This is a genomic window from Enterobacter sp. FUJ80071 (assembly GCF_038739915.1).
In the GTDB taxonomy this organism is placed as follows: Bacteria; Pseudomonadota; Gammaproteobacteria; order Enterobacterales; family Enterobacteriaceae; genus Enterobacter; species Enterobacter kobei.
Genome location: NZ_JBBXKH010000002.1, coordinates 80,890 through 104,425, shown reverse-complemented (window position 1 = coordinate 104,425; position 23,536 = coordinate 80,890). Strand labels below are relative to the sequence as shown.

The 23,536-nt window shown below is 51.3% G+C and carries 25 protein-coding genes; 5 read left to right on the top strand and 20 right to left on the bottom strand.

Annotated elements, in window-relative coordinates:
• Positions 1 to 37: 37 nt before the first annotated feature.
• The 3 genes from AAER43_RS23555 to AAER43_RS23545 all read right to left on the bottom strand — a co-directional run bounded on the left by AAER43_RS23555 (position 38) and on the right by AAER43_RS23545 (position 1,663).
• Positions 38 to 445, bottom strand: a complete 408-nt coding sequence (locus AAER43_RS23555; RefSeq protein ID WP_020996378.1) for a cupin domain-containing protein — start codon at positions 443 to 445, stop codon at positions 38 to 40.
• A gap of 32 nt (positions 446 to 477) precedes the next feature.
• Positions 478 to 1,107: a carboxymuconolactone decarboxylase family protein gene (locus tag AAER43_RS23550; RefSeq protein WP_087878516.1), complete on the bottom strand. Its 630-nt coding sequence runs from the start codon at positions 1,105 to 1,107 to the stop codon at positions 478 to 480.
• A 172-nt stretch (positions 1,108 to 1,279) separates the two neighbouring features.
• Complete coding sequence (locus tag AAER43_RS23545; protein ID WP_096149694.1) at positions 1,280 to 1,663, bottom strand: VOC family protein; 384 nt, start codon at positions 1,661 to 1,663, stop codon at positions 1,280 to 1,282.
• A 120-nt stretch (positions 1,664 to 1,783) separates the two neighbouring features.
• Here AAER43_RS23545 and AAER43_RS23540 point away from each other — a divergent pair, with 120 nt between their 5' ends.
• Positions 1,784 to 2,554 carry a DeoR/GlpR family DNA-binding transcription regulator gene (locus AAER43_RS23540; RefSeq protein ID WP_008784903.1) on the top strand — a complete coding sequence of 257 codons (771 nt, stop codon included), beginning with the start codon at positions 1,784 to 1,786 and terminating at the stop codon, positions 2,552 to 2,554.
• Here AAER43_RS23540 and AAER43_RS23535 read toward each other — a convergent pair.
• Together AAER43_RS23535 and AAER43_RS23530 are read right to left on the bottom strand one after the other, a co-directional pair.
• Entirely contained in the window at positions 2,551 to 2,835 is a 285-nt protein-coding gene (locus tag AAER43_RS23535; RefSeq protein WP_048223955.1) for a Rho-binding antiterminator, read from the bottom strand. The two genes, AAER43_RS23540 and AAER43_RS23535, sit on opposite strands and share 4 nt — an antisense overlap.
• Positions 2,836 to 2,901: 66 nt before the next feature.
• Positions 2,902 to 3,132 carry a glutaredoxin domain-containing protein gene (locus AAER43_RS23530; protein WP_008784905.1) on the bottom strand — a complete coding sequence of 77 codons (231 nt, stop codon included), beginning with the start codon at positions 3,130 to 3,132 and terminating at the stop codon, positions 2,902 to 2,904.
• A gap of 114 nt (positions 3,133 to 3,246) precedes the next feature.
• Here AAER43_RS23530 and AAER43_RS23525 point away from each other — a divergent pair, with 114 nt between their 5' ends.
• Positions 3,247 to 3,810: a MarR family transcriptional regulator gene (locus AAER43_RS23525; protein ID WP_087878550.1), complete on the top strand. Its 564-nt coding sequence runs from the start codon at positions 3,247 to 3,249 to the stop codon at positions 3,808 to 3,810.
• Between the two features lie 37 nt (positions 3,811 to 3,847).
• On the opposite strand, the gene mppA is transcribed toward AAER43_RS23525, so the two are convergent.
• Complete coding sequence (gene mppA, locus AAER43_RS23520; RefSeq protein WP_008784907.1) at positions 3,848 to 5,461, bottom strand: murein tripeptide ABC transporter substrate-binding protein MppA; 1,614 nt, start codon at positions 5,459 to 5,461, stop codon at positions 3,848 to 3,850.
• A 184-nt stretch (positions 5,462 to 5,645) separates the two neighbouring features.
• Here mppA and mpaA point away from each other — a divergent pair, with 184 nt between their 5' ends.
• Positions 5,646 to 6,374: a murein tripeptide amidase MpaA gene (gene mpaA, locus AAER43_RS23515; protein WP_048216283.1), complete on the top strand. Its 729-nt coding sequence runs from the start codon at positions 5,646 to 5,648 to the stop codon at positions 6,372 to 6,374.
• On the opposite strand, the gene ycjG is transcribed toward mpaA, so the two are convergent.
• Positions 6,349 to 7,314: an L-Ala-D/L-Glu epimerase gene (ycjG, locus tag AAER43_RS23510; protein ID WP_048223963.1), complete on the bottom strand. Its 966-nt coding sequence runs from the start codon at positions 7,312 to 7,314 to the stop codon at positions 6,349 to 6,351. The two genes, mpaA and ycjG, sit on opposite strands and share 26 nt — an antisense overlap.
• A gap of 115 nt (positions 7,315 to 7,429) precedes the next feature.
• Between ycjG and tpx the strand changes: the two genes are divergently transcribed.
• Positions 7,430 to 7,936, top strand: a complete 507-nt coding sequence (gene tpx / locus AAER43_RS23505; RefSeq protein ID WP_003020437.1) for a thiol peroxidase — start codon at positions 7,430 to 7,432, stop codon at positions 7,934 to 7,936.
• A gap of 53 nt (positions 7,937 to 7,989) precedes the next feature.
• Here tpx and tyrR read toward each other — a convergent pair whose 3' ends face one another.
• From tyrR to pspE, 4 genes are all read right to left on the bottom strand, one after another.
• Positions 7,990 to 9,534: a transcriptional regulator TyrR gene (gene tyrR / locus AAER43_RS23500; protein WP_008784910.1), complete on the bottom strand. Its 1,545-nt coding sequence runs from the start codon at positions 9,532 to 9,534 to the stop codon at positions 7,990 to 7,992.
• A gap of 147 nt (positions 9,535 to 9,681) precedes the next feature.
• On the bottom strand, positions 9,682 to 10,743 hold the full coding sequence (locus AAER43_RS23495; protein WP_087878552.1) for a YcjF family protein: 1,062 nt from the start codon (positions 10,741 to 10,743) through the stop codon (positions 9,682 to 9,684).
• The gene (locus AAER43_RS23490; RefSeq protein WP_003833262.1) at positions 10,740 to 12,137 is read right to left on the bottom strand and encodes a YcjX family protein; all 1,398 of its coding nucleotides are present in this window, start codon (positions 12,135 to 12,137) and stop codon (positions 10,740 to 10,742) included. Before AAER43_RS23490 ends, AAER43_RS23495 begins: the two co-directional genes overlap by 4 nt.
• A 142-nt stretch (positions 12,138 to 12,279) precedes the next feature.
• Complete coding sequence (pspE, locus tag AAER43_RS23485; RefSeq protein WP_087878553.1) at positions 12,280 to 12,597, bottom strand: thiosulfate sulfurtransferase PspE; 318 nt, start codon at positions 12,595 to 12,597, stop codon at positions 12,280 to 12,282.
• Between the two features lie 228 nt (positions 12,598 to 12,825).
• Between pspE and AAER43_RS23480 the strand changes: the two genes are divergently transcribed.
• Entirely contained in the window at positions 12,826 to 13,836 is a 1,011-nt protein-coding gene (locus AAER43_RS23480; protein ID WP_087878554.1) for a LacI family DNA-binding transcriptional regulator, read from the top strand.
• 32 nt (positions 13,837 to 13,868) lie between these two features.
• On the opposite strand, the gene AAER43_RS23475 is transcribed toward AAER43_RS23480, so the two are convergent.
• The 9 genes from AAER43_RS23475 to AAER43_RS23435 all read right to left on the bottom strand — a co-directional run bounded on the left by AAER43_RS23475 (position 13,869) and on the right by AAER43_RS23435 (position 23,535).
• Positions 13,869 to 14,774 (bottom strand): OmpG family monomeric porin, encoded by a 906-nt coding sequence (locus AAER43_RS23475; RefSeq protein ID WP_087878555.1) that lies wholly within the window; start codon positions 14,772 to 14,774, stop codon positions 13,869 to 13,871.
• Between the two features lie 68 nt (positions 14,775 to 14,842).
• The gene (locus AAER43_RS23470; RefSeq protein WP_096149663.1) at positions 14,843 to 15,925 is read right to left on the bottom strand and encodes an ABC transporter ATP-binding protein; all 1,083 of its coding nucleotides are present in this window, start codon (positions 15,923 to 15,925) and stop codon (positions 14,843 to 14,845) included.
• Positions 15,926 to 15,935: 10 nt separating this feature from the next.
• Positions 15,936 to 16,604, bottom strand: coding sequence for a beta-phosphoglucomutase (gene pgmB / locus AAER43_RS23465; RefSeq protein WP_071446290.1), 669 nt, complete (start codon positions 16,602 to 16,604; stop codon positions 15,936 to 15,938).
• Positions 16,601 to 18,877: a glycoside hydrolase family 65 protein gene (locus AAER43_RS23460; RefSeq protein WP_140415080.1), complete on the bottom strand. Its 2,277-nt coding sequence runs from the start codon at positions 18,875 to 18,877 to the stop codon at positions 16,601 to 16,603. Before AAER43_RS23460 ends, pgmB begins: the two co-directional genes overlap by 4 nt.
• Positions 18,874 to 19,929 carry a Gfo/Idh/MocA family oxidoreductase gene (locus AAER43_RS23455; RefSeq protein WP_048216276.1) on the bottom strand — a complete coding sequence of 352 codons (1,056 nt, stop codon included), beginning with the start codon at positions 19,927 to 19,929 and terminating at the stop codon, positions 18,874 to 18,876. The genes AAER43_RS23460 and AAER43_RS23455 overlap by 4 nt, the downstream gene beginning before the upstream one ends.
• Before the next feature lie 10 nt (positions 19,930 to 19,939).
• Positions 19,940 to 20,728, bottom strand: coding sequence for a sugar phosphate isomerase/epimerase (locus AAER43_RS23450; protein WP_048216275.1), 789 nt, complete (start codon positions 20,726 to 20,728; stop codon positions 19,940 to 19,942).
• Positions 20,729 to 20,744: 16 nt separating this feature from the next.
• The gene (locus tag AAER43_RS23445; protein ID WP_087878378.1) at positions 20,745 to 21,797 is read right to left on the bottom strand and encodes a zinc-binding alcohol dehydrogenase; all 1,053 of its coding nucleotides are present in this window, start codon (positions 21,795 to 21,797) and stop codon (positions 20,745 to 20,747) included.
• Positions 21,798 to 21,824: 27 nt separating this feature from the next.
• Complete coding sequence (locus AAER43_RS23440; RefSeq protein WP_087878379.1) at positions 21,825 to 22,667, bottom strand: carbohydrate ABC transporter permease; 843 nt, start codon at positions 22,665 to 22,667, stop codon at positions 21,825 to 21,827.
• Positions 22,654 to 23,535 carry a sugar ABC transporter permease gene (locus AAER43_RS23435; RefSeq protein WP_003840754.1) on the bottom strand — a complete coding sequence of 294 codons (882 nt, stop codon included), beginning with the start codon at positions 23,533 to 23,535 and terminating at the stop codon, positions 22,654 to 22,656. The genes AAER43_RS23440 and AAER43_RS23435 overlap by 14 nt, the downstream gene beginning before the upstream one ends.
• Position 23,536 lies beyond the last annotated feature (1 nt).

The following is a 23,536-nucleotide window of genomic DNA, read 5'->3' as shown; positions in this document are numbered from 1 at the left end:
CTCCTCAGGGATTAGGAGTTACCAGAACCAGCATAGTTCAGGGCAGCAGGTTGTACTCAGCGTCGCTAACCGGTTCCAGCCATTCGTTCGACGCGCCAGGAGCCGGGATTTCCACAGCGATATGAGCAAACCAACTATCACGCGCAGCACCGTGCCAGTGTTTCATTCCAGCCGGAATGTGCACGACATCGCCGGTTTTCAGCTCACGTGCCGGTTTATTCCACTCCTGATACCAGCCTCTGCCACCGGTCACCAGCAATATTTGTCCACCCTCATGATGAACATGCCAGAAGTTACGACAACCCGGTTCAAATGCGACATTGCCAATTACCACGCCTTCCATGGAGAGCATGGTCAGATAGCTGTCGCCAGTGAAATACTTCGCATACGCTTCATTTTTCTCTCCACGTGGAAAGACGCTGTTACCATCAAATTGTTCGTTCATAGTGACTCCAGTATGGATAATGTCCGCGGTGTTCATGCCAGACATTCATCAAGAACCCTACGGGCATTTTCCCCAATCCCGGCTCCACAGTGATATTCAAGTATCGTAATAAACTCACTAAGTTGCTCAGGGAGGATCCCGATGTTAAGGCATATCGCAAAATGGCTTTTCAACTGGCTGTTAACGCCGCCCACAACGGCCAGCGCCGAAACGGTCGCCCATTCACGGTCCTGCCAGTCAAGTACATCTCGCTGAAAAATATCGCCAAACAGATGTGCTTTGAGCCAGACATCAATAGCGGGTGCAAAGTCAAACAGCGGACCGCTTACAGGCTGTCCAACCAGTTGCGTCTGAGTTAGGCTCCCAGCCTGAACACTGTTCCAGTCTGCAGGTGGCGGCGTGGCCGTTCTACCTTCGTCGTCTGAAAGCCCTTTCTCGCTTCGACTTTTTACCACCGACATAAAGCAGGACAGACCGTTCAGGCTGCGAGGGAAACCGCAGTATGCGTAGAGCTGTAGCAGGATCTCTTTTACTTCACTGAGCGTGAGTCCCGCATCCAGTCCGGCATTGAGCGCGACGTCCAGCTTTTCCATCTGTCCTGTGGCAGTGAATGCCGCAATGGGGATGATTGCCTGTTGTCTGGCATCCAGTTGGTATTGCATATTCGACTCTCCAAAACGGTGGCAACATTGCACCACCGGGGGCTGAAAACAGTAAAATTATAGAGACTCGACGTGTCGGTGATTAGAGAGGAAAAGAAGGACAAACTTATGAGCTGTGCTCATCAATAATGAGCAGCAGGTACTCATTATTTGCAGGTAACTGATTGAAGACTTACGCCACAATCTCGATTAAATTGCCGTCAGGATCTTTTATCACCGCTTCGTAATAACCATCGCCAGTAGTGCGCGGACCTGAGACTAATATCCCCTGTTCCTGCGCTTGCAATGCAATGGCATCAACATTTTCATTGCCGCCAACAGAAATGGCGAGGTGTACCCATCCGCAACGATTATTGTCAGATTGCTGCCCGATAAGACCCGGTTTGGTCATTAACTCAATCGCAATTTCCTCGCCAATTTTGACAAAATAAGATTCAAAACCAGGATTGGTTTTACTGCGGTATTTCTCGTTGATCTTGCCGTCAAAAAACGAGACCCAGAAGCAAGCTTGCTGCTCGAGATCCTGTGTCCATAAGGCCATATGCGCAATCTTCATAGCGAACCTCTTCCCGTTGTATCCAGAATAGTACGGCCCCTGTAAGGGATGTTGACATCGTTAATCATAATGCACGATCATGCACTCTATTGCTCGATGTTTATTTCACCTGGAGTATCTATGCTCGATTACGCCGCATTCCCGGAACAGCGCCAGGCGCTTATCTTTCAGATCCTGCAAGAAAACGGCAGGGTCATTTGTTCTGAACTCGCTAACCGATTAGGCGTTTCTGAACATACAATTCGTCGTGATTTGCATGAATTGAGCAAAGATGGCGTGTGTAAAAAAGTTTATGGTGGCGCGGTCATTACACTCCCTGAATCCGAAGACATCGACGTACGCAAGAGTATTAATGTAGCCAAAAAGAGCAACATCGCGCAGAGATGTGCGCGACTGGTCAAATCTGGAAGCTGTATTTTTATCGACACGGGTAGCACCAATCTGGCAATGGCAGAAGCTCTGCCCGCCGAACTGGCATTAACCGTGGTGACAAATTCACCGGAGATTGCCGCCGTTTTGCTAAAAAAACCGCTGTTTGAAGTCATTATGCTGGGTGGCGTGGTGCAGAGATCTTCAGGTGGGTGCGTGGGAGCTTCCGCCATCGCGCAAGTGCAGGACATTTTATTCGATCAGGGATTTATTGGCGGCTGCGCGATGTCGCCTGAATCCGGCTTAACGGGATTTGATTATGCGGATTGTGAGTTCAAAAAAGCGGTGATTAAACAATGTAATGAAACTATCGTCGCGCTAACGGCTGAAAAAATCCCAGCCGTCGCCCGATATGTCGTTACCGAAAGCAGCAATATCGATGTGATTGTTGTAGAGGACAACATCAGCAAAGAGTACGCCACAGCGTTCCAGGCGCACGACATTCGAATTTATACAGTCTAACCGCGGTAGGCTCGCTGAAAACTAACTGTGCTAAACGTCGCTCCGGGCGTCAGCGCGGTGATCGCTGACAGACAATCCAGACGGATTTTTTGCTGGTTTTCAGATTGCTCCACTACCAGAAATTCTTCTTTTTCCACGGTGGTACACGTCGTCAGCGCTTTAGCATCAAAACATGTGCCATCCGTTAGTTCAATGTGCAACCAATAGTGGTACATGCAGGCGATTTCCAGATAATCATGAAGATCGCAATCTATCGGGTGATACTCTTCGGCCGTTTTCATCACACTACCTTCCCCAACGTCTTGTATATTCGGGAAATCGCCAACGCAACTTCCCGAACTTTCCAGCTATTTCAACGCTTCAATGGGAGCGCCGAAATTAATATGCAGCACATTGCCGTCAATCACCAGCGCCGGAACAGATTTCACGCCAGCCACTTCAGCCTCAGCAACCCGATCAGGTTGCTCTCCCAGATGAACCACATCGATTTCAACATCCGCAGACAAATGCTGCAGAAGTGTCTGTTCTGCGGAAACACAAACCGGGCAACCTGCATGATAGAAACGAGCTTTAGTCATGATACATCTCCTTTAAATTATAGTATCGATTCGATACTATAATTCATGCTACGCTGCTTTTCCCCTTTGTCAATATAGTTTTTAATCGATACTATATACCGAGGAGGATTTGTTATGCCCGACATGTCACTTTTCGACGTACTTGACCGGCTTTCCAGCCTGACAAGGATGTGGTTTCGCCAGCACCCTTTACTGGCGGATCTACAGCCAGTACAACTCAGCGCGTTAATGTATCTGGCCCGTTGCAACCGTTATTCCAATACGCCGCTTGGCGTAACGGACTACCTTGGCCTCACCAAAGGCACCGTATCGCAATCGCTGAAGCTGCTAGAAAGCAAAGGACTGATTGTTCGTAATCAGGATGCCCGCGATAAACGCAGCGTACATTTACAGTTAACTGAATCAGCCGGTACGTTACTGGACGCCCTGCTCCCGCCAACGTTTTTGGTGGCGGGTGAAACGGCGATGGGTGAACGCGCGACTGTACTTAAGGAGCTACTGTTTGAACTTTTACGTGGGATCCAGAGGACCAACAATGTACCTGGCTTTGGTCTTTGCCATAGCTGTCGGTTCCACCAAAAAATTGATGGTCAGGGATTTTGTAATCTGACGAAAGAGAGATTGAGTGAAGAAGATTCATTGCTGATTTGCCGGGAGCATCAGCCGCCGGAAACATAAAATGGCTGGTGCAAAATCACACCAGCCATTATCTCTGTTAGTGTTTAACGATATACATTGTGCGGCTATAGGCCACATCTTCAGGGTTAGTAATCGGATACCCTTTCAGCCACGGTTTAATTAAACGCCCGTTGGTATACTGATAAATCGGTGCAATAGGTGCCTGTTCCATCAGAATTTTCTCCGCGGCGTTATAATCTGCATTGCGCGCTTTCTCTGTATTCTCCAGAGTTGCCTGGGTCAACACTTTGTCGTACGCCGGATCATTAAAGCGGGAGATATTGCCCGTATGGGTCGATGTTAATAGCGACAAGAACGTAGATGGCTCATTGTAGTCACCCACCCATGAGGCGCGGATCACATCAAAATTACCGGTATTACGGCTGTCGATATACGTTTTCCATTCCTGATTCTGCAGTTTTACGTCAACACCGAGGTTCTTCTTCCACATAGAAGCCACTGCGATAGCAATCTTCTGATGATTTTCTGAGGTGTTGTACAGCAGCGTCAGTTTAAGCGGTTTCTGTGGGCCATAGCCCGCCGCACGCAGCAGCGTTTTTGCCTGCGCATTTAATTCTTCCTGACTCATTTGCTCAAACGGTGAAGGTTCCGGCACAAATCCTGCCGTTACATCCGGCGTAAAATGCCATGCCGGCTTCTCACCTGTACCCAATACCTTCTCCGCCATCAGACGACGATCGATAGTCATGCTGAGTGCCAGCCGCACGCGTGAATCGGCGGTCGGTCCCTTCTGGGTATTGAAAGCATAATAATAAGTACCAAGCTGCGGCGGGGTGTAAACCTGACCCGGGATATCCTTCAACAGTTTCTGGTACATATTTTTCGGGAAGGATTCCGTGATATCAATATCACCAGCAAGATAGCGCTTGGTCGCAGCTGATTCCTGGTTGATCGGCAGGAAGGTGACTTTTTGCAACACTGTTTTGGCGTTATCCCAATAATGCGTGTTCGGCACCACTTCCAGTTTTTCGTTCACGACGCGATCTTTGAGCACATAGGCGCCGTTACCAATAAGATTGCCTGGTTTGGTCCACTCTTTGCCGCTCTCAACGTTAGCTTTTTGTACCGGATAGAATGCAAAACTCGCTGTCAGATTGGCAAACCAGGGCAGCGGTTTATCCAGTTGAACTTTCAATGTCCGTGCATCGACAGCACTAACGCCAAGTTTATCAGGCGTGGCTTTGCCATCGATAATAGCCTGAGCATTATTAATACCCGCCAGCGCAGCAAACCAGGCAAACGGCGACAGCGTTTTTGGGTCAACCAGACGCTGCCAGCTATAGACAAAATCCTGCGCCGTTACCGGCGTACCATCGGCCCATTGCGCATTGTCACGCAGCGTAAACGTCCAGATGCGGTTATCGTTACTCTTCCACTGGGTAGCGACGCCAGGCACGATCTCACCCTTCTCATTCTGGTTGACCAGCCCTTCAAATAGATCACGAATAACCTGTATTTCAGGCAGCCCGACGGCTTTTGCCGGATCAAGCGACGCCGGTTCGTCTTTTATATGACGCACCAGTTCTTGTTTCTCTGCCAGTACCGTTCCGCTGGGAACATCAGCAGCCCAGGATAAAGAAATGCTGCTAACCAACAACGCACAACAGGTTACTGAAACAGAATGCTGCATAAGATACCCTCAATTCCGGCTACTAAGTGAATGTGTAATTATTTGTATCGCCAGCAGGAAATGCAATTAACTTCCGACAAGAAAGTGATATTACACCTGAAAAGATAAGTGTGTGAAAACGATTTGATTATCCATACATTTTGCACAACACTGCGAGTAACAATCCAAGCATTCAGAGATGACTATGACCGTTACCCGTCCCCGTGCCGAGCGCGGCGCATTCCCACCTGGAACCGAACATTACGGACGTTCCTTGTTAGGCGCACCGCTAATCTGGTTTCCTGCACTGGCAGCCGATCGTGAAAGCGGCCTGATACTGGCGGGAACGCACGGCGACGAAAACTCCTCTATCGTTACCCTTTCCTGCGCATTGCGTACGCTTAACCCTTCCCTGCGTCGCCACCATGTGGTGCTGGCCGTAAACCCTGACGGTTGCCAGCTTGGACTGCGCGCAAATGCGAACGGCGTCGATCTGAACCGTAACTTTCCCGCCGCAAACTGGAAAGCGGGCGAAACGGTGTACCGCTGGAACAGTAGCGCAGAAGAGCGTGATGTGGTGTTGTTGACCGGCGAAAGTCCGGGTTCGGAACCAGAAACCCAGGCGTTGTGTCAGCTTATTCACCGAATTCATCCCGCCTGGGTAGTCTCTTTTCACGATCCACTGGCCTGTATTGAAGATCCCAGAAGCAGCGAGCTGGGTTCGTGGCTGGCACAGTCGTTTGAATTGCCTCTGGTCACCAGCGTAGGTTATGAAACGCCCGGCTCTTTTGGGAGCTGGTGCGCAGACCTGAATTTACACTGCATAACCGCCGAATTTCCGCCCATTTCATCGGATGAAGCGAGCGAAAAATACCTGCTGGCCATGTCCAATCTGCTGCGCTGGCACCCTAGGGATGGAGCTGCCCGGTCGTAAAATGTAGGGCTGGCTCCGCATCGCTGGCCAGCCACGTAGGGCCATCAAGATCGGCAAAGTTAACCTGCGGCGTAAGCGGTAACGCCGCACCAATAGCCCGGGAGGTACACAGCATGCAGCCCAGCATCAGCGCAAATCCCTGCTCGCGGGCTTCCGTTGCCAGCGCCAGTGCTTCCGTCAGACCGCCTGTTTTGTCCAGTTTGATATTGACCATTTCATAGCGTCCGTGCAGCGCTTTCAGGCTACTGCGAGTGTGGCAACTTTCATCTGCGCAGATGGGCAGCGGATGCACAAAATTCTCCAGCGCGGCATCATCCTGGGCCGGCAGCGGCTGCTCCAGCATCGCCACCCCTAAATCAGCCAGAAGCTGACAGCGTGCCGCAAGGCCTTCTGCCCGCCAGGATTCGTTGGCGTCGACAATAATCGTGGCGTCAGGAACAGCCGCACGAATGGCAACCATCCGCTCACTAATTAAGCGAGCATCCAGTTTAACTTTCAGCAGTTTTGCGCCATTTCCCCACAGCGCAGCCGCGCTCGCAGCCATTTGTTCCGGCGAGCCAATCACTACGGTTTGCGCCGTCGTCACCACTTCCGCCAGTTCACTTCCCACCAATTCCGCCAACGACTTCTGCTGTTGACGCGCACTCAGATCCCACAACGCACAATCTACGGCATTTCGCGCAGCTCCTGCTGGCAGCAGTTTTTGCAGTTCTTCACGCGTCAGTCCGTTTTCCAGTTGTGGTGCAATGCTCATAATTTGCGCCAGGACAGAGGCATCGCTTTCACCGTAGCGTGGGTACGGTGTGCACTCGCCAATACCTGTGACGCCATTTTCTGTCAATTCGACGACAACCACATGCGCTTCGGTCCTGCTCCCACGGGCGATGACAAAGGGAGTGTGCAGCGGCCAGGCTTCCTCATATACCTTAACTGTTCTCATTTGTTTTCCTTAATGCAGTCCCTGAAGCGGATATCCGCAAATAGCGTTTGCCGTGTTAACTGTTGATGGCATAAACTAGCCTCGACGTTAACTATATGTAAACAGGAAGATAACCATGTCACAAACCGTTCATTTCCAGGGCAACCCGGTTGCAGTTGCCGGCTCCATTCCTCAGGCTGGAAGCAAAGCTCAGGCTTTTACCCTTGTGGCTAAAGACCTGTCTGACGTTACGCTGGGCCAGTTTGCAGGCAAGCGCAAAGTGCTGAATATTTTCCCAAGCATCGATACCGGCGTTTGCGCGGCATCGGTACGTAAGTTTAACCAACTGGCGACAGAAATCGACAATACCGTCGTACTGTGTATTTCGGCCGACCTGCCATTCGCCCACTCTCGTTTTTGCGGCGCGGAAGGTCTGAGCAACGTTATCACGCTGTCCACCCTGCGCAACGCAGAATTCCTGAAAAACTACGGTGTTGAAATCGCTGAAGGCCCGCTGAAAGGTCTGGCCGCACGTGCCGTAGTTGTTATCGATGAAAATGACAACGTCGTCTTCAGCCAACTGGTCAATGAAATCACCAACGAACCAGACTACACAGCGGCGCTGGACGTACTGAAAGCGTAAGCTGCGTTTGCATACAAAAATGCCTCCGCATGGAGGCATTTTCATTTACGACATTACTCTTCGCTTTTTTTCTGTTGGCTCAGGCCGTACTCGCGCAATTTATTGGCAATCGCGGTATGCGAAACGCCGAGGCGCTTGGCCAGCTTGCGCGTGCTGGGATAATTCATATACAGCTGCGTCAGCACGGAGCGTTCAAAGCGGCTGGTAATTTCATCCAGCGACCCTTCCATTACCTCTTCTCCGACCGCAACCGTTGCCGCATCATAATCCGGCAGTAAAATATCCTGCGGCCGCAGCTCATAACCTTCAAGCTGGGTCAGCGCCCGGTAGATAGCGTTTTTAAGCTGACGCACGTTGCCCGGCCAACCGTAACGGGTTAACACCGTGCTGAGATCGGCGGACAGCTTCGGACGCGGCACGCCCTGTTCATCGGCAAAACGCGCCACAAACAGTTCGGTAAGCGGCATAATATCTTGTGGGCAATCGCGCAGCGGCGGCAGGTTTAGCGTCAGTACATTCAGACGATAATAGAGGTCCTCACGGAAAAGTCCTTTCTGCACCAGCTCCACAAGGTTCTTTTGCGTCGCGCAAATCACACGGACATCAACATGAACTTCGTGATCTTCTCCCACGCGACGGAACGTGCCGTCATTGAGAAAACGCAGCAATTTGGTCTGCATACGCGGCGACATTTCGCCAATTTCATCTAACAGAACCGAACCGCCATTCGCCTGCTCAAAGAACCCTTTTTTGCCTTCCGGCGCATGGCCAAACAGCTCGCTTTCAACCGCATCTTCAGGGATTGACGCACAGTTCAGCGCCAGATACGGTTTCGACGCACGCGGGCTTGCCAGATGACAGGCATGAGCAAAAAGATCTTTGCCGGTGCCGGTATTACCAGTAATCAGCAGCGGTGCGCTCAGCGTCGCCAGCTTGCGCGCTTGTTCTACGACGTGTTTCATTTTGGCGCTGACGGCAATAATCTGGCTAAACGCGCTGAGATCCTGCGTTGTCATATTTTGCAGCTGACGTCCCATTCGGATGGTGGAGCGCAACATCACCACCGCGCCGGTCAGCATCTGCTCCTGATTTTCGCCCTGCAAATGGACAGGCGTAATTTCCATCAGGAAATTCTGCCCGTTAATCACGACATGTTCGCTATGGGAATCCTGCGGATTGCTTTCCAGCCAGCGCTGGAAGTTAAACCCATTGATTAACTGGGCTGCGGTATGGTTGCGCATCCGCTCCTGGGTGTGCGCAAAAAGTTGACAGCTCGCAGGGTTCGCCATCTCAACTTTGCTTTTCATATCAAGAGAAAGGACCGGTTCTGGCAACGCTTCAAGCAGAGCACTCAGCGCCAGATGTTCACGTTCGGAAGGCATCCAGGGTACGGTGCGCACATCCGTAACCCCTGAAATACGGCGGATTTCAGCCATCAGACTGCTGAAGTTGGTGAACTCCAGCTCCGCAAAATTAAGGTAAATTCGCCCGATGGGGTCAATCTCGATACCGCGTAAATCAATGCTTCTCAGCACCAGTAAATCGAGCAATTCGCGGGTCAGACCAAGACGGTCTTCACAAAAGACTTCCAAACGCATAGGAACCTTCACCTGGACAAGGGATTATGTGTTAAATGATAAGACAGTATTTGGTTTGCAGGAAGAACTCTGTCAACAAATATTGACAGCGCGCTGGAAAATTAGGCGCCGGGGCGTAAAGTTATACGATCGGCGCCTGTTTTATAGCTAACTTTCGCGCGGAGATTTGTTCTTTTGTAAGGTCTCTTTCACCTGACCAATCAGTTGACGGCGAAAATCGCCCAGTCGTGGCTTATCATCATCGATCCACGGCAGCGGTCGGCAAAGCTCCATAGCTTTAATGCCCAGACGCGCCGTTAATAACCCCGCGCCAATGCCCTGTGCGGCACGCGTTGATAAGCGGGCGGCTAAATCCTGCGACATCCAGTCCATCCCTACTTCCCGCACCAGCTCACTGGCCCCGGCAAAAGCGATATTCAACAACACCAGGCGGAACAGGCGCAGACGGCTGTAATAACCAAGTTCAATGCCATACAGCGATGCAATGCGATTAATCAGGCGCAGATTGCGCCAGGCGATAAACGCCATATCCACCAGTGCCAGCGGGCTGACGGCAATCATCAGCGTGGACTCTGCCGCTGAACGACTGATCTCACGCCGGGCTTGCGCATCCAGCACCGGCTGCACCAGATGGGCATACAGGCTGACCACTTCGCGATCGTTCTGCGTTTCATGAATTGAGGCATACCAACGCTGTAGAGCCGGATGCGACTGATCGATACCCGCCTGCTGCGCCAGTTTTTCACAAAATGCACGACCTTTTCCGGTTCCATGGCTGTGGAGCAAGTCTCGCGCTTCATCACGTTCGTGCGCGCGCTGACGCAATCGCCACAATCTGCGCCACTCGGTCGCCACCGATCCGACACCTGCGCCGATAATCAATGCGCCTGCGGCACATCCTCCCAGCGCGACCCAGTCCTGAGTCTGCCAGGCGTTCATGGTCCACTGCACACCCTGAGCAACAACGCTTACGCCAAACAGCGCCAGCCCGCCCATCACCATCTTGCGCCACAGACTGCGTTTGGGGCGTAAGGCCGCATCAATGACGGCCTCCGCCTGACCTTCGTCTTCCAGGGGTTCATCCACTTTCGCCGGAGAAAAAGTCTGCGCCTCCATTTCGTTGAACATTTGCTGCGCTTTAAACGCCGTGTTTTGTTCCACGTCCAGCGGACCTGAGAAATCGATACGCGGTTTTAACGGCTCGCTCATCGCAATTTATCTCCTATTAAAAACTCCAGCGCGGCATCGAGGCGGATATGTGGTAAGGGTTTATCGACATCCATAACCTGCGGGCGAAATGCTTCAAACTGAAAGCCCTGGCTGTCCCAGAACGCCTGTCCTGGCAGTCGCGCGGGCACTTCCCCCGGATAAACGGTTAGCGGTTCGCCATCGCTCAGACGATTACCTCGCAGCGCCGGGATCTTTTCACCTTTCACATCGATCAAGCCGCTGGTGGTTGCCTGCACCGATGCCAGCCCCAGACAATCCATGCTGATACCTTCGAACGCAGCGTTTTGCCATGCGTCCTGGATCAGCTGCTGCAATAACGACACCATATTGGCGTGCTGATCGACCGTGACGTGGTCGGCTTTGGTGGCGGCAAACAGCAGCTTGTCGATCACCGGAGAAAATAGCCGACGAAACAGCGTACGCTGCCCGTAATGGAAGCTTTGCATCAACTGGGTAAGCGCCAGACGCATGTCGTTGAACGCCTGTGGCCCGCTGTTGAGCGGCTGCAGGCAATCGACCAGCACAATCTGGCGGTCAAAGCGCAGGAAGTGATTCTTATAAAACCCTTTGACGACCTTTTCGCAGTAATAATTGAATCTTTCGCGCAACATGCCCGCGTTGGTGTGTTTGTCAGCCTGCGCCAGCTTTGATTCCCCCCAGGCATCGACATCCGGCCACGGGAAGAATTGCAGCGCAGGCGCGCCCGCCATATCTCCGGGCAGGACAAAACGGCCCGGTTGAATAAAATGTAGGCCCTGCTGTTTACACTGATGCAGATACTCCGTCCAGGCGGCAGCAATTTCCGCCAGACGGTTTTCATCAGCAGGCGCCAACGGATCCAGCCCCTGGCATAACTGCCGCCATTTTGCCGACCATTCGCCCCGCTGCCCCTGCAATAATCCGGTCATTTGCCGCGACCAGCTCAGATAATCTTGGGCAAGCATCGGTAAATCGAGCAGCCACTCCCCCGGATAATCGACGATCTCCAGGTACAGCGTGGAGGTGTCTTTAAAGTGGCGCAGTAAAGAGTCATTGGATTTATAGCGCAGCGCCAGACGTATTTCACTCACGCCGCGCGTAGGGGTCGGCCAGGTTGGCGGAGAGCCGTACAGTTGCGCCAGTCCCTCATCATAGGTAAAGCGCGGAATGCCAAAATCGCGTTGAGGAACCCGTTTTACGCCGAGCAAACGCTCTTCGCGCACGCAGCTGAGCAACGGCAGACGCGCACCGGCATGAATATTGAGTAACTGGTTTACCATCGCGGTGATAAACGCCGTCTTACCGCTGCGGCTAAGTCCAGTAACAGCCAGGCGTAAATGCCGGTCTACCCCGCGATTAACCAGCGAATTGAGTTCATTTTTAAGTCGCTTCATCGCCATCCCGTTTTGCTGAAGGAACCGAAGAAATTATAACAAACAGGAAGTAAAGATAGGGGCCAATTCTTACTTATCAACTACCTGTGCTGTATCAGGCGGCATTATTCTTACCGCCTGTAGCAGAATGAATGCGGGCGGTTTATTTATGCTCTACTTTAGGAAGCGCTATCTGATTGATGCCACCTTCATTCGTCACCTGCGTATAGCCCATTTCAGTTAACATATCCTTCGCCTGCCCCGATTGACGCCCGGAGTTGCAGTACAGCTTCACGGTGTCGTTCTTATCAGGCACTTCAGCTGCGATACGCGTCTTCATCTCTTTCAACGGAATGTTGACGGCCCCCTGAATATGCTGCTGTTGGTACTGTTCAGGAATGCGAACATCAATCCAGTGTTCAACTGCATAAACCGGCATGCCGATGACCAGTGCCAACGCTAATACGCCTTTTTTCAACATAATATCTTCCCGACTGATTGTTGGATTTAACCACCACACTATACGCCTGTTCTTAAGAAAATATTGCGACCGCATTATCACCGCCTGCAGGCGCGGACGATTGTTCCTCAGGTTACCTATGCTGCAGTTAGCCTTTTGATTTTTCTAACCGCATTCCGAGATTGTTGTCATTCGTCAATTAACTCCATAATATGTCCGCCATTGACTCTCGGACGGAGCTTGGGATCTATGTCTCCTACCATTTATGATATTGCACGAGCCGCTGGCGTATCAAAATCCACGGTATCGCGCGTGCTTAATAAGCAAACCAACATCTCGCCGGAAGCGCTTGAAAAGGTGCTGCGCGCAATTGATGAGTTACAGTATCAACCTAATAAACTTGCTCGCGCGCTGACCTCTTCCGGGTTTGATGCAATAATGGTGATATCTACCCGTTCTGCAAAAACAACTGCCGGTAATCCGTTTTTCTCTGAAGTGTTGCATGCAATTACTGCCAAGGCTGAAGAAGTCGGTTTTGATGTCATATTGCAGACGTCGCGAAGCACCGAAGATGATTTACAAAAATGTGAGAGCAAAATTAAGCAGAAGTTGATCAAAGGGATCATTATGCTGAGCTCTCCTGCCGATGAATCATTTTTTGCTAGTCTGGATAAATACAACGTACCGGTTGTGGTTATTGGGAAAGTTGAAGGTGACTACGCCAATGTCTATTCTGTAGACACCGATAATTATCGCGACAGTATTACGCTGACAAATGCGCTGATTGAGAGTGGCCACCGTAATATAGCCTGTTTGCATGCACCGCTTGACGTCCATGTTTCTATCGACCGCGTTAACGGTTATAAAGCCAGCCTTCAGGCACATAACATTAAAATGCGCGATGAGTGGGTTATTGACGGCGGGTATACTCATGAAACCGCCCTGCTTGCTTCTCGAAAATTACTGAGCCAGCAGCCGCTACCCGATGCCGTATTTGCGACAGACAGCTTAAAGTTAATGAGCTTATATCGCGTGGCGGCCGAGAAAAACATTGACATCCCACAACAACTTGCCGTTGTAGGCTATAGTAATGAGCTACTTTCTTTTATACTCACACCAGTTCCTGGTGGAATTGATGTACCTACTCAGCAGTTGGGTGAACAAAGTTGTAATTTATTATTTAATCTGATTGCAGGTGAGAAAGGATTACAGAATATAACTGTAAGCACGCAAATATCTTTGGCCGACTCACTGGTGTAAAAACAGGGGCATAATAATGCCCCTGTTCTTTTTTAGAATGCGTAGTTCACGCCTATACCAGCATAATGGAACCTGTCGCTTTCGCCTTCGTCATGATCTTCCCATTCATAAGCATACTCCAGAGACATTGATAAACCGTTCTGGAAATCATACGCATACAGTAAACCGAGACGATTGAAATCATGGCCTTCGCGTTCAGGATCATCCTGCCAGTCCCAGTTTGACCAGCGATCAAGCCCCAGGCGGGTATACGGCGTCAGGGTTGTATTGCCGAAGGACAGAGGCAAATAAGCACGAATTTCCTGGGTTGAGAACTCACCATTATTACGCGAATCTGCCAGATTAAAGCCGCGTTCAAGGTAATAGTTCACAGTTAACCCTACTGTTTCGTTAAACGTATAATTCAACCCGCTCTCACTTTCGACGCGGCTATCAGAGTAGCCGGTGGTGCTCAAATCATTAACGAATTGATACATCGCAAACCAGCCGCTAAAGCGAAGGTCATCGCTAAGTTTAACATCCCAATCTGGCTGCACTTTCCAGCGCTGCATATTAGCTGTGTCTTTTCCGGGTTCATTCACATAGTGATAACCGTAATTACGGAAGCCACCTGTCAAGCCGAAATTAACATTCTCGCTTTCGAGGAATTGATAGCGGACTTCCAGTTCAGGTCGGTCAAACCACGTACCGCGCTTACCCTCGCTGTAATCAACCGGCCCTTCCTGGTAATAGGCCAGCGATATTTTCCACGGCCCATTGGACGCATTAAAATAGACGGACGGCTCAGCCAGTCCATCCATATCTTCGCCCTGACCTTCAACGTTTTCTATTTCGTACATAGCACCTATATTAAAGTGCCAGTCATTCTTTTCAGCAGCCTGCGCGCAGGCCATTCCTGCGCTCATAATCAGCGCAGTAGCGGACAGTAGGGTTTTCATTATTATTCCTTGTTAAAATACTCGCAAAAATGCCCCAAGGCGTGGGGGACTATTATCCCCCCGGAGTTTTATTGAATAGCTACTTCAGTTTCAGCATCAAAGAAATGGCATTTCGCCATATCAAAATGAATAGTGATATTTTCTCCTGCGTGATAATCATTCACTGCCCCAGCACGGACCACTAACTCATGCCCCCCAACAATGGTATAAAGCATAAATTCAGCGCCAGTTAATTCTGCAACGCTAATTTTTGCCGACACACTATTTTTATTATTAACCTGCGGATGTATATCTTCAGGACGAATTCCCAGCGTGACCGCCTGATGTTCATAACCCTGTAGTTTTAATTGTACTAATTTATTTTCTGGAATCGTTAATTTCAGTGTTTCAGTAACAAACTTATCACCGTCAATCGCGCCACGAATAAAGTTCATGGCCGGTGAACCAATAAATCCTGCGACAAACATATTTGCTGGGTGGTTATAAACTGTTTTCGGCGCACCAACCTGCTGAACAATGCCATCCTTCATAATCACAATACGCGTCGCCATGGTCATGGCTTCGGTTTGATCATGGGTAACATATATCATGGTGGTATTGAGTTTCTGATGCAGCTTGCTGATTTCTGCCCGCATCTGTACGCGAAGTTTGGCATCGAGGTTCGATAAGGGTTCATCCATCAGGAAGACCCCTGCCTCACGAACAATCGCACGCCCCAGTGCCACACGTTGACGCTGACCACCGGATAACGCCCCCGGTTTACGTTGCAGATAATCGCGCAGGCCAAGGATTTGCGCCGCCCAGTTGACACGCTCCTCAATCACGGCAGGGGGAATTTTCTGCATTTTCAGGCCAAACGCCATGTTGTCATAGACTGTCATGTGCGGGTACAACGCGTAGTTCTGAAAAACCATCGCAATGTTGCGCGATTTCGCCGGCACATCGTTCATCCGTTTACCGTCAATCAGCAGATCGCCGCCGCTGATCTCTTCCAGGCCGGCGATCATGCGCAACGTCGTTGACTTCCCACAACCGGAAGGCCCAACAAAAACAATAAACTCTTTGTCTTCGATTTCCAGATTGAAGTCTTTAACGACGTGTACCTGGTTGTCGTAAATTTTTTGAATATGCTGCAACGAAAGCTGTGCCATGTTGAATCCTTTACTTGTCGTGTTGCCAGAGAGCCGATAAGCACGGCCACGTCAGAAATTCGGTTGAAGGAAGTTGCAGGCTTGCCCCGTTCAGCCCCGTACCGATGCCGACAGAAAGCATGCCGCAGGCGTTGATTGCATCAATTCCTGCTTGTGCATCTTCTATGCCAATGCACTGTTGCGGGTCAACGCCAAGCCCCGCACAGGCCGCCAGAAAAATCTCCGGATCCGGTTTTGAATGGGTAATCAGCGCCGCATCCGCACAAAAGTCAAAACAAGCGCTAAGATCAAGCGCCTGTAAAATAGTGGGCGCATTGAGCGACACGGAGGCCAGCCCCACTGGAATCCGCTCTTCCCGCAGCGTCATCAGCAGCTCACGTATTCCCGGCAGTACCGAGTTCACCGTCAACTGGCGCAAAGAATGGACATACAGCCTGTTTTTTCTCTCGGCCAATTGTGCGCAAACTTCAGGTGTAAATTCCCCCGCTTTCCCGCCATATTGCAAAATACGCTGTAGCGATTCGCCGCGACTAATCCCTTTCAGGCTGTCATTAAATGTTTCGTCAATCGCAATTCCTATTTCACCGGCTACCTGCCGCCAGGCGAGAAAATGCAGATGAGCAGTGTCGGTAATCACGCCATCTAAATCAAAAATGATGGCCTGTGGTTTGAGGATCATTCATCGCCCCTTCTAGTGGTAGCGGTCCCATAGGTGGGCGAAATAATGGCGTCATAGCAGATTACGGCCTCCCCCTGCACGGAGATTTTTTCGCCATTAATCCAAAGGATAATTTGCTCAGCACTGCGAATACGGATTTCGGCAGCGTTGATAGTTATCTGCATAGTGGAACCCTGCCAGCGCAGTGGGAAAGACAGTGTTTGCCAATGTTCCGGTAATGCAGGGGCAAGATGTAACTCCCCATGGCGAATATTCACTCCGGCAAATCCCTGGATAGCGCCCAGCCAGATTGCGCCCGTTGCCGCCGCATGAATACCATCATCGCAGCTGTGCGGGTCATCCCCGAGATCGATAAGCGAACCTTCGCGCCAGAACCGATACCCCTGAGCCGAATCACCGCAACGCGCAGCTACAATCCCATGAATCGCCTTACTCAAAGAGGAGTCGTGAATCGTGCGTGGCTCGTAATAACGCAGGTTAGCCAGACATGTTTGCGGGCTAAATTGCTCCGGCAGCATGTAAGTCAGCATCACGACATCGGCCTGTTTGAGAATTTGCATCTCGTTGACTTCTGCACGGGAGTAATCGAGCAAAATCGTCTGCTTGCCCGCTTTCGCTTTGTAACTGGACAGATCGATAACCGGTTTGCTCAGGAAGGTGTCATCCTGAGGTAACACACCATCGGACAACGCTTCCGGACGCCAGAGATGGCGTAAAAAATGCTCAGCACGATGAATAAAGATCTCATCGTTACAGCCCAGGCGACGCGCAAAACCGAGCGCCTGCTCTACGTTGTACCAGGCCATGTAGTTGGTGAACGCATTGTTGTTCACATGCTCAGTGTATTCATCCGGACCAATCACATCGTGGATCTCTAAACGATCGTTGACCATGACAGCCCTGCTTATCCAGAACTTCGCTGTTTCCAGAAGCAGCGTTATACCTTCACGGGACATAAAGTTCATATCCCCGGAGGCATGCCAGTAATTGATCACCGCCCAGGCAATATCCGCCACGAGATGATGCTCAGCCTGGGCGGAGGCCACTTTCTGCCGCAGTCCGGTACGGATGTTGATCGCCGCGAATTCAGGCGTCTCCTCCTCACCGCTGCGCGCGCTCTCCCAGGGAAACAGCGCCCCCTGCCAACCGTTGCGGCGGGCTTTCTCACGCGCGCCCGACAAATTATGCCAGCGGTAACGCAATAAACCTCTTGCGGTTTTCGGCTCGGTGAAGAGATGGAACGGTAACAGAAAGACCTCGGTATCCCAGAAAACGTGGCCTTTATACCCTTCTCCCGTCAGACCTTTCGCCGCAATACTGCTGCGCTCATCGTGATCTGGCGTCATTACACGCAAATGATAGAGCGCATAATCCAGCGCTCGCTGATCGCTCATATCATTACTGGTGACCTGAACACGATGGCTTTGCCACCAGGCATGCCAGTTAGCGGTCGATTCCGCCAGCAGTGCGTCATATCCCTGCTGGGCGCACGCTTCCAGATTACGCAGCGACTGGCGTCCCCAGGTTTCCAGCGACAGGCTGCGCTCGCTCGCCCAGTCGATCCAGCTAATTTTCGTCAGCGTAACGCGTTGTCCAGTTTTCGCCTGCACGCTATTGTGTTGTAACAACCGACGTTCTTTCGCGGTGAAGCAGCGCTGCGCCGTACCGTCTACGTCGCAAAACGTCGTGATCGCGATATCGTTGCGATTGTCCTGGGTGGTGTAAATGCCTTGCAGCAGATGCTGACCAAATACCCGGACCTGCGTTTCATCCAGATGCTGACGTCCATGATTGGTGATCGTGGCATCAATCCCGGTTGAGATGCCAATGCTCGCATCACCATCCAGCGGGGTAACGGCAACTTCCATAGCAAACAGCGGCAGTTTTTGCGCCGAGACAAACCGCCGACTCTCAATAGCGAAACGTGCGCCGCCGGGCGCTCGCCAGACCAGGGTACGGCGTAATTCTCCGCTGGCAAAATCCAGTTCACGATACCAGCGCTCAATCACGCCGCTGGTTAGTGAGAAAATCTCGCCATTAAGCGCGATCTCCACGCCCACCACATCAGGCAGATTAACCAGTTCATTAATTTCACCTTTCCCCGCCCGGTGATACAGTCCCGCCAGATACATGCCGCGAGTTTGTAAGGTGTAGGCTTCTTCGTGGCTGGCGCGAATCCCCATATAGCCGTTGCCAAGCGTCATCAGCGACGCATATTTGTTGAGGCTGTGTGGGCAAAAAGCCGGTTCGGTTAGCATTACTGGCTTCGTCATAAGTCTACATATGTTCCTGTTTCAGCCGATTCATACAGTGCGGCAACCAGTTGTTGAATAACGACGCCCTGCTCTGCGTCTGCAATAGCGACAGGCTCGCCCTGAACGTGATTCACGAAGGCCTCCATGCTGCGAAAATGACGATTGTCATCGGCTATTTCGCGCTGGAACAGCACATCCAGCGTCCCGTCACGATCGGTATAGACCTGCGCCGGAAATAAGGTCGCCCCGGCAAGATCGCCACAGAAATTGACGTTCATAATCGATTGTTCAGGAATATTCAGCGCGAAAGAGGTCTCAAGGCGCAGGATCCCGCCGTTATGAAATTCGATCGTGCCGAACAGAGAATCCTCAACGGTGTACGTCGCGGGATCCCATTCCCCAAACTGGCCGCTGTTCTTACGCGTACCAATACGTTGATAGCTATGCGCGTTAACGCGCTTTACCGCCGGGAAGCCCAACACATACATCGCGGCATCAAGCATATGGATACCGATATCAATCAGCGGCCCGCCGCCCTGCAGTTCCTTGTTGGTAAAAACACCCCAGCCGGGTACGCCGCAGCGGCGCAAGGCGCGGACATTAGTGACATAGATTTCACCCAACACGCCGCTCATTACCTGTTCGCGAAGCAGTTGTGTATCCAGTGCGAAACGATGATGAAAATCATAAGCCAGTACCTTCCCCATACGCCGCGCCGTTTGACACATCTCCAGCGCCTCGTCTGGCGTCATTGCCGGAGGCTTCTCGCACATCACATGACAGCCGGCGTTCAGCGCCAACATGGTGTGTTCGTAATGAAAACGATTGGGCGAACAGATGCTGACGATATCTGGCTTAGCCTCGCGTAACATCGTCTGAGGATCGTCCCAAACCTGCGGATTACCGTATTTCTCTGCCAGCACCTGCGCCTGTGACAGGCGGCTGTCACAGACAGCCACCAGTTCCAGATCGTTGCGGGTGCAGTAGTACGAAGCATGAACTTTATCCGCTACCTGCCCGGCGCCGATAATGGCGACACGTAGCGGAGCGCTTGTCAGTGCACTTTTCACGGAAATCCTCTTAGCAGGTACGCAGCCAGGCCAGCGACTGACGGTATGCTTCCGGCAGGTTCTCCGCCCGTACGCGCCCTTCATAGACTACATAGCCCTGATAATTATCTTCACGCAGTTGGTCAAAAAGCGCAGAGAAATCCAGCGTACCGCTCCCCGGCTGATAACGATGGTTATCCGCAATATGCACGTGTCCCAACAGATCGCGATTGTCATGCAGCGCCTGTGCCATATCATCTTCTTCGATATTCATATGGTAAAAATCACCAATGATTTGCACATGCTTCAGGTTGTTTTCCACGATATAGCGGCGAGCATCCGCCAGGGTGTTGATCATATGATCCTGATAGCGGTTGAGCGGCTCGAGATACACCACCGTCCCCGTACGCTCGGCAACTTTATCGAGATAAATCAATGAATCACTGACGGCTTTGCGATCGCCTTCCAGACTACGCGGAGAGGTCATCGGCGGTAGGCGGAAGGTAAACATACCCCAGGCGGCAGGGACAATAATGCCTTGCCCGCCTACTTCGGACAGCGCTTCGAGAATGCGGGTAATCTGCTGTAAACCATTCAAACGACGTTCTTCGATAAAATCACCGATCCAACCGTCATACCCCCCGCAGGCGGTGGTAACAGGCAAACCCGTTTCTTTGATCGCCGCTTTCACTTCCTCAAGATTGTTGACCAGCAATTTGCCGTCAATTTCAAAACCATCAAAACCCATCTCTTTGATGTAACGGAATTTCTCGAGAATATTTTCCGGGAAAAAAGCCTGATTCTGTGTTCCGATTTTCATTTTCTGTATTCCTTAATTAAAACGTCACGCCCATTTTGATGCTCTGTTCCGGATGGCGATCGACATACTGCATATAGCTTTCCGGGCTGCTGGCGAAGGTGACTACCGGATCGATAAGCTCTTCACAGTTCAGATAACCGTTCATCAACAGTTCCCAGCAGGTCTCCTCAATGCGCTTGCGGCTCCAGCGCGGATAATCTGGATTTGGTTCACTACAGGCCCGGGAGAAGACTATTTTGGCGTTGTTGAAGTGCGCTTCACGGCCCAGGTTAAACCCTTCAGCAAAAGGTTTTGCGAAGGCGACATAGGAGATGGTTCCGCCATAAGCCAGACCGCGTAGCGCCGATTGCAGCGCATCCGCATAGCCGCTGGTTTCGATAATCACATCCGCGCCCTGTTTGCTGGTCAGCTTTTTAATTTCCATGCCCACGTCGGTGCCAATCGGATCCAGACAGAAATCAGCCCCATGGCGACGCGCGATATCACAACGATGGGCAATCGGATCCACGCCAATAACCACTGACGCGCCCGCTTTCTTAGCCAGTTGTACGGCGATCTGGCCAATTGCCCCTAACCCGACGATGACAACAAAGTCGCCGACGCGCACATTGGCATCGCGCACACCGCTCATGGCGAACTGTGCTGGGTCATAGCACACGGCATTTTTCCACGAACTACCTTCTGGCATTTTGCGCAGTTTGTAGTTGTTTACGGCGTTAAAGATTACCGTTTCTGCCAGTGGGCCGTAGCCGCAAACTGAATCGCCAACGGCGTATTCGGTCACATCGCTACCACACTCAATGACATCGCCCACTACCATGTTGCCAAGCTGGAACTTACCGAATTCGATCCCGCGCGGTGCACCTTCCGGACGTGGCATGAACATTTGCCATTCACCGTTAAAATCTTCGTCAATAAACGGGCTGGCAGCGCGAAAATCGACCACTTCCGTGCCATGTTTCGGCGCGCCAAATTTAACGCGAACTTTCACTTCATTGGCGGATACCGCTCTGTCTTCATATTCCACCAGCGCTGCAACACGCGGTTCGGTGGCAACTAACTTCTTCATTTACAACTCCTTAATTAAACTGGCCGCTTAGCCTTTCACGCCGCCTGCGGTCAAACCACTTTTAATAAAACGTTCGGAAAGCGCATACATAATGACAACCGGCAATGCGGTGACTAACGACGCGGCCATCATGCGTCCCCAGATATAGTCAGGCGTACTGAACAGCGCGTTCAGACCGACCGGTAAGGTAAAATTGCTGGCGCTGGAGAGGAAAATCGAGGCGAACAGATAGTCATTCCACGCAACCATAAAGCAGTACACAAAGACTGAAACCAGACCGGACATGGCCAACGGCACGGTGATGCGAAAGATAATTTGCAGACGATTTAAACCATCCATCATCGCGGCCTCTTCTATCTCATCCGGAATGGTGTCGAAGTAGCTTTTCAGCATAAACACGGCTGTCGGCAGCGTTTGTGTCACCATGGTGATAATCAACGCCATTTCGGTGTCATAAATGCCGAGGGCCGTAATGATTTTGAAAAGCGGCACCACCCGCAAAATCCCCGAAAACATGTACACCGTGTAAAAACTGGCATTGATGGTCATCCGTCCCATAAAACGCAGACGGGAAAGCGCATACGCCCCGAGCACGCCGAGAAACACCGCCACCACCGATGACGTGACCGATACCACCAGGCTATTACGGAAGTAGTCAACAAACGGGAAGATCATCGGGTTAAAAATGTCGATGTAATGTTCCAGCGTCCATTGCTGAGGTAACAGCGTGGGATGCAGCGAGATCGCCTCTTTTGCGCTTTTGAATGAGGTCATCAGCATCACAAAAAACGGAAATAACGTGATGCCCAGGAAGACAATTAATCCACAGTAAAAGCCGATGCGGCCAAGCGTGCGTTTATTTGTTGCCATTGAGGTTCACCCGTTTTCTGGTCAGCAGGATAACAGCGAAAATGATGACGAAGAGGACGACGGAAATTGCGGCCGCTTTGCCTAAGTCGTTAAATGCAAACGCTGTTTTATAGAGATAGACCCCGAGAATATCGACTTTAGTGGTCAGCAGATAAACATCAGCGAACATGTAGAACATCCAGATCGTACGCAGCGTGACTACGGTCGCCAGCACCGGCATGATCGCTGGCAGCGTGACGATACGAAACCGTTGCCAGGCGTTTGCGCCGTCCATTTCTGCCGCCTCATACAACGATTTATCAATGGTCTGTAAAATCGCCAGAAACGAGATAAAGGCATACGGGAAGTAGCGCCAGATGGCGAACAACACGACCAGCGCGAAGCTGCTGCCGGGATTGTCGAACCACAACGGCGCCTGATCGTAGAGATGCAACAGATCCACGCCGAGGTAGTTCACAATGCCGTAGCCATTGTTGAACATGTATTTCCAGGCAAACACCAGCGAAATTGATGGCGTTACGTAAGAGAGGATGACCAGTGAGCGCGCCGTTTTCCGCAGACGAAACTCACGGTTAAAAAACATCGCCACTCCCAGCCCCAGTACCGTGCTCCCTGCTACAACCAGCGCGGTATACCAGACAGTCATCCACAGCGAATGCCAGAATCCGGGATCGGATAAGATACGGATATAGTTGCTCAGCCCGACAAACGTAGACTCAATTTGCGGATTAAGCGGCAAACGCATAAAGCTGATTTCGATGTTAGATATCATCGGCCACGCCACTAAACCGCCCAATAACAGCAAGCTGGGCGCCAGCAGCAGCATGGCAAATGGCATATCCGATCGACCTGAAAAGAACTTATTCATC

Bases quoted from the DNA above. Each gene is read 5' to 3' on its own strand.
- AAER43_RS23540 (WP_008784903.1), top strand. From the start codon at position 1,784: ATGCTCGATTACGCCGCATTCCCGGAACAGCGCCAGGCGCTTATCTTT.
- AAER43_RS23435 (WP_003840754.1), bottom strand. From the start codon at position 23,535: ATGAATAAGTTCTTTTCAGGTCGATCGGATATGCCATTTGCCATGCTG.
- AAER43_RS23495 (WP_087878552.1), bottom strand. From the start codon at position 10,743: ATGAGCGAGCCGTTAAAACCGCGTATCGATTTCTCAGGTCCGCTGGAC.
- AAER43_RS23525 (WP_087878550.1), top strand. From the start codon at position 3,247: ATGCCCGACATGTCACTTTTCGACGTACTTGACCGGCTTTCCAGCCTG.
- AAER43_RS23490 (WP_003833262.1), bottom strand. From the start codon at position 12,137: ATGAAGCGACTTAAAAATGAACTCAATTCGCTGGTTAATCGCGGGGTA.
- pgmB (WP_071446290.1), bottom strand. From the start codon at position 16,604: ATGATCCTCAAACCACAGGCCATCATTTTTGATTTAGATGGCGTGATT.
- mppA (WP_008784907.1), bottom strand. From the start codon at position 5,461: ATGCAGCATTCTGTTTCAGTAACCTGTTGTGCGTTGTTGGTTAGCAGC.
- tyrR (WP_008784910.1), bottom strand. From the start codon at position 9,534: ATGCGTTTGGAAGTCTTTTGTGAAGACCGTCTTGGTCTGACCCGCGAA.
- AAER43_RS23475 (WP_087878555.1), bottom strand. From the start codon at position 14,774: ATGAAAACCCTACTGTCCGCTACTGCGCTGATTATGAGCGCAGGAATG.
- AAER43_RS23460 (WP_140415080.1), bottom strand. From the start codon at position 18,877: ATGACGAAGCCAGTAATGCTAACCGAACCGGCTTTTTGCCCACACAGC.
- tpx (WP_003020437.1), top strand. From the start codon at position 7,430: ATGTCACAAACCGTTCATTTCCAGGGCAACCCGGTTGCAGTTGCCGGC.
- AAER43_RS23440 (WP_087878379.1), bottom strand. From the start codon at position 22,667: ATGGCAACAAATAAACGCACGCTTGGCCGCATCGGCTTTTACTGTGGA.
- AAER43_RS23555 (WP_020996378.1), bottom strand. From the start codon at position 445: ATGAACGAACAATTTGATGGTAACAGCGTCTTTCCACGTGGAGAGAAA.
- AAER43_RS23445 (WP_087878378.1), bottom strand. From the start codon at position 21,797: ATGAAGAAGTTAGTTGCCACCGAACCGCGTGTTGCAGCGCTGGTGGAA.
- pspE (WP_087878553.1), bottom strand. From the start codon at position 12,597: ATGTTGAAAAAAGGCGTATTAGCGTTGGCACTGGTCATCGGCATGCCG.
- mpaA (WP_048216283.1), top strand. From the start codon at position 5,646: ATGACCGTTACCCGTCCCCGTGCCGAGCGCGGCGCATTCCCACCTGGA.
- ycjG (WP_048223963.1), bottom strand. From the start codon at position 7,314: ATGAGAACAGTTAAGGTATATGAGGAAGCCTGGCCGCTGCACACTCCC.
- AAER43_RS23450 (WP_048216275.1), bottom strand. From the start codon at position 20,728: ATGAAAATCGGAACACAGAATCAGGCTTTTTTCCCGGAAAATATTCTC.
- AAER43_RS23470 (WP_096149663.1), bottom strand. From the start codon at position 15,925: ATGGCACAGCTTTCGTTGCAGCATATTCAAAAAATTTACGACAACCAG.
- AAER43_RS23480 (WP_087878554.1), top strand. From the start codon at position 12,826: ATGTCTCCTACCATTTATGATATTGCACGAGCCGCTGGCGTATCAAAA.
- AAER43_RS23535 (WP_048223955.1), bottom strand. From the start codon at position 2,835: ATGAAAACGGCCGAAGAGTATCACCCGATAGATTGCGATCTTCATGAT.
- AAER43_RS23545 (WP_096149694.1), bottom strand. From the start codon at position 1,663: ATGAAGATTGCGCATATGGCCTTATGGACACAGGATCTCGAGCAGCAA.
- AAER43_RS23530 (WP_008784905.1), bottom strand. From the start codon at position 3,132: ATGACTAAAGCTCGTTTCTATCATGCAGGTTGCCCGGTTTGTGTTTCC.
- AAER43_RS23550 (WP_087878516.1), bottom strand. From the start codon at position 1,107: ATGCAATACCAACTGGATGCCAGACAACAGGCAATCATCCCCATTGCG.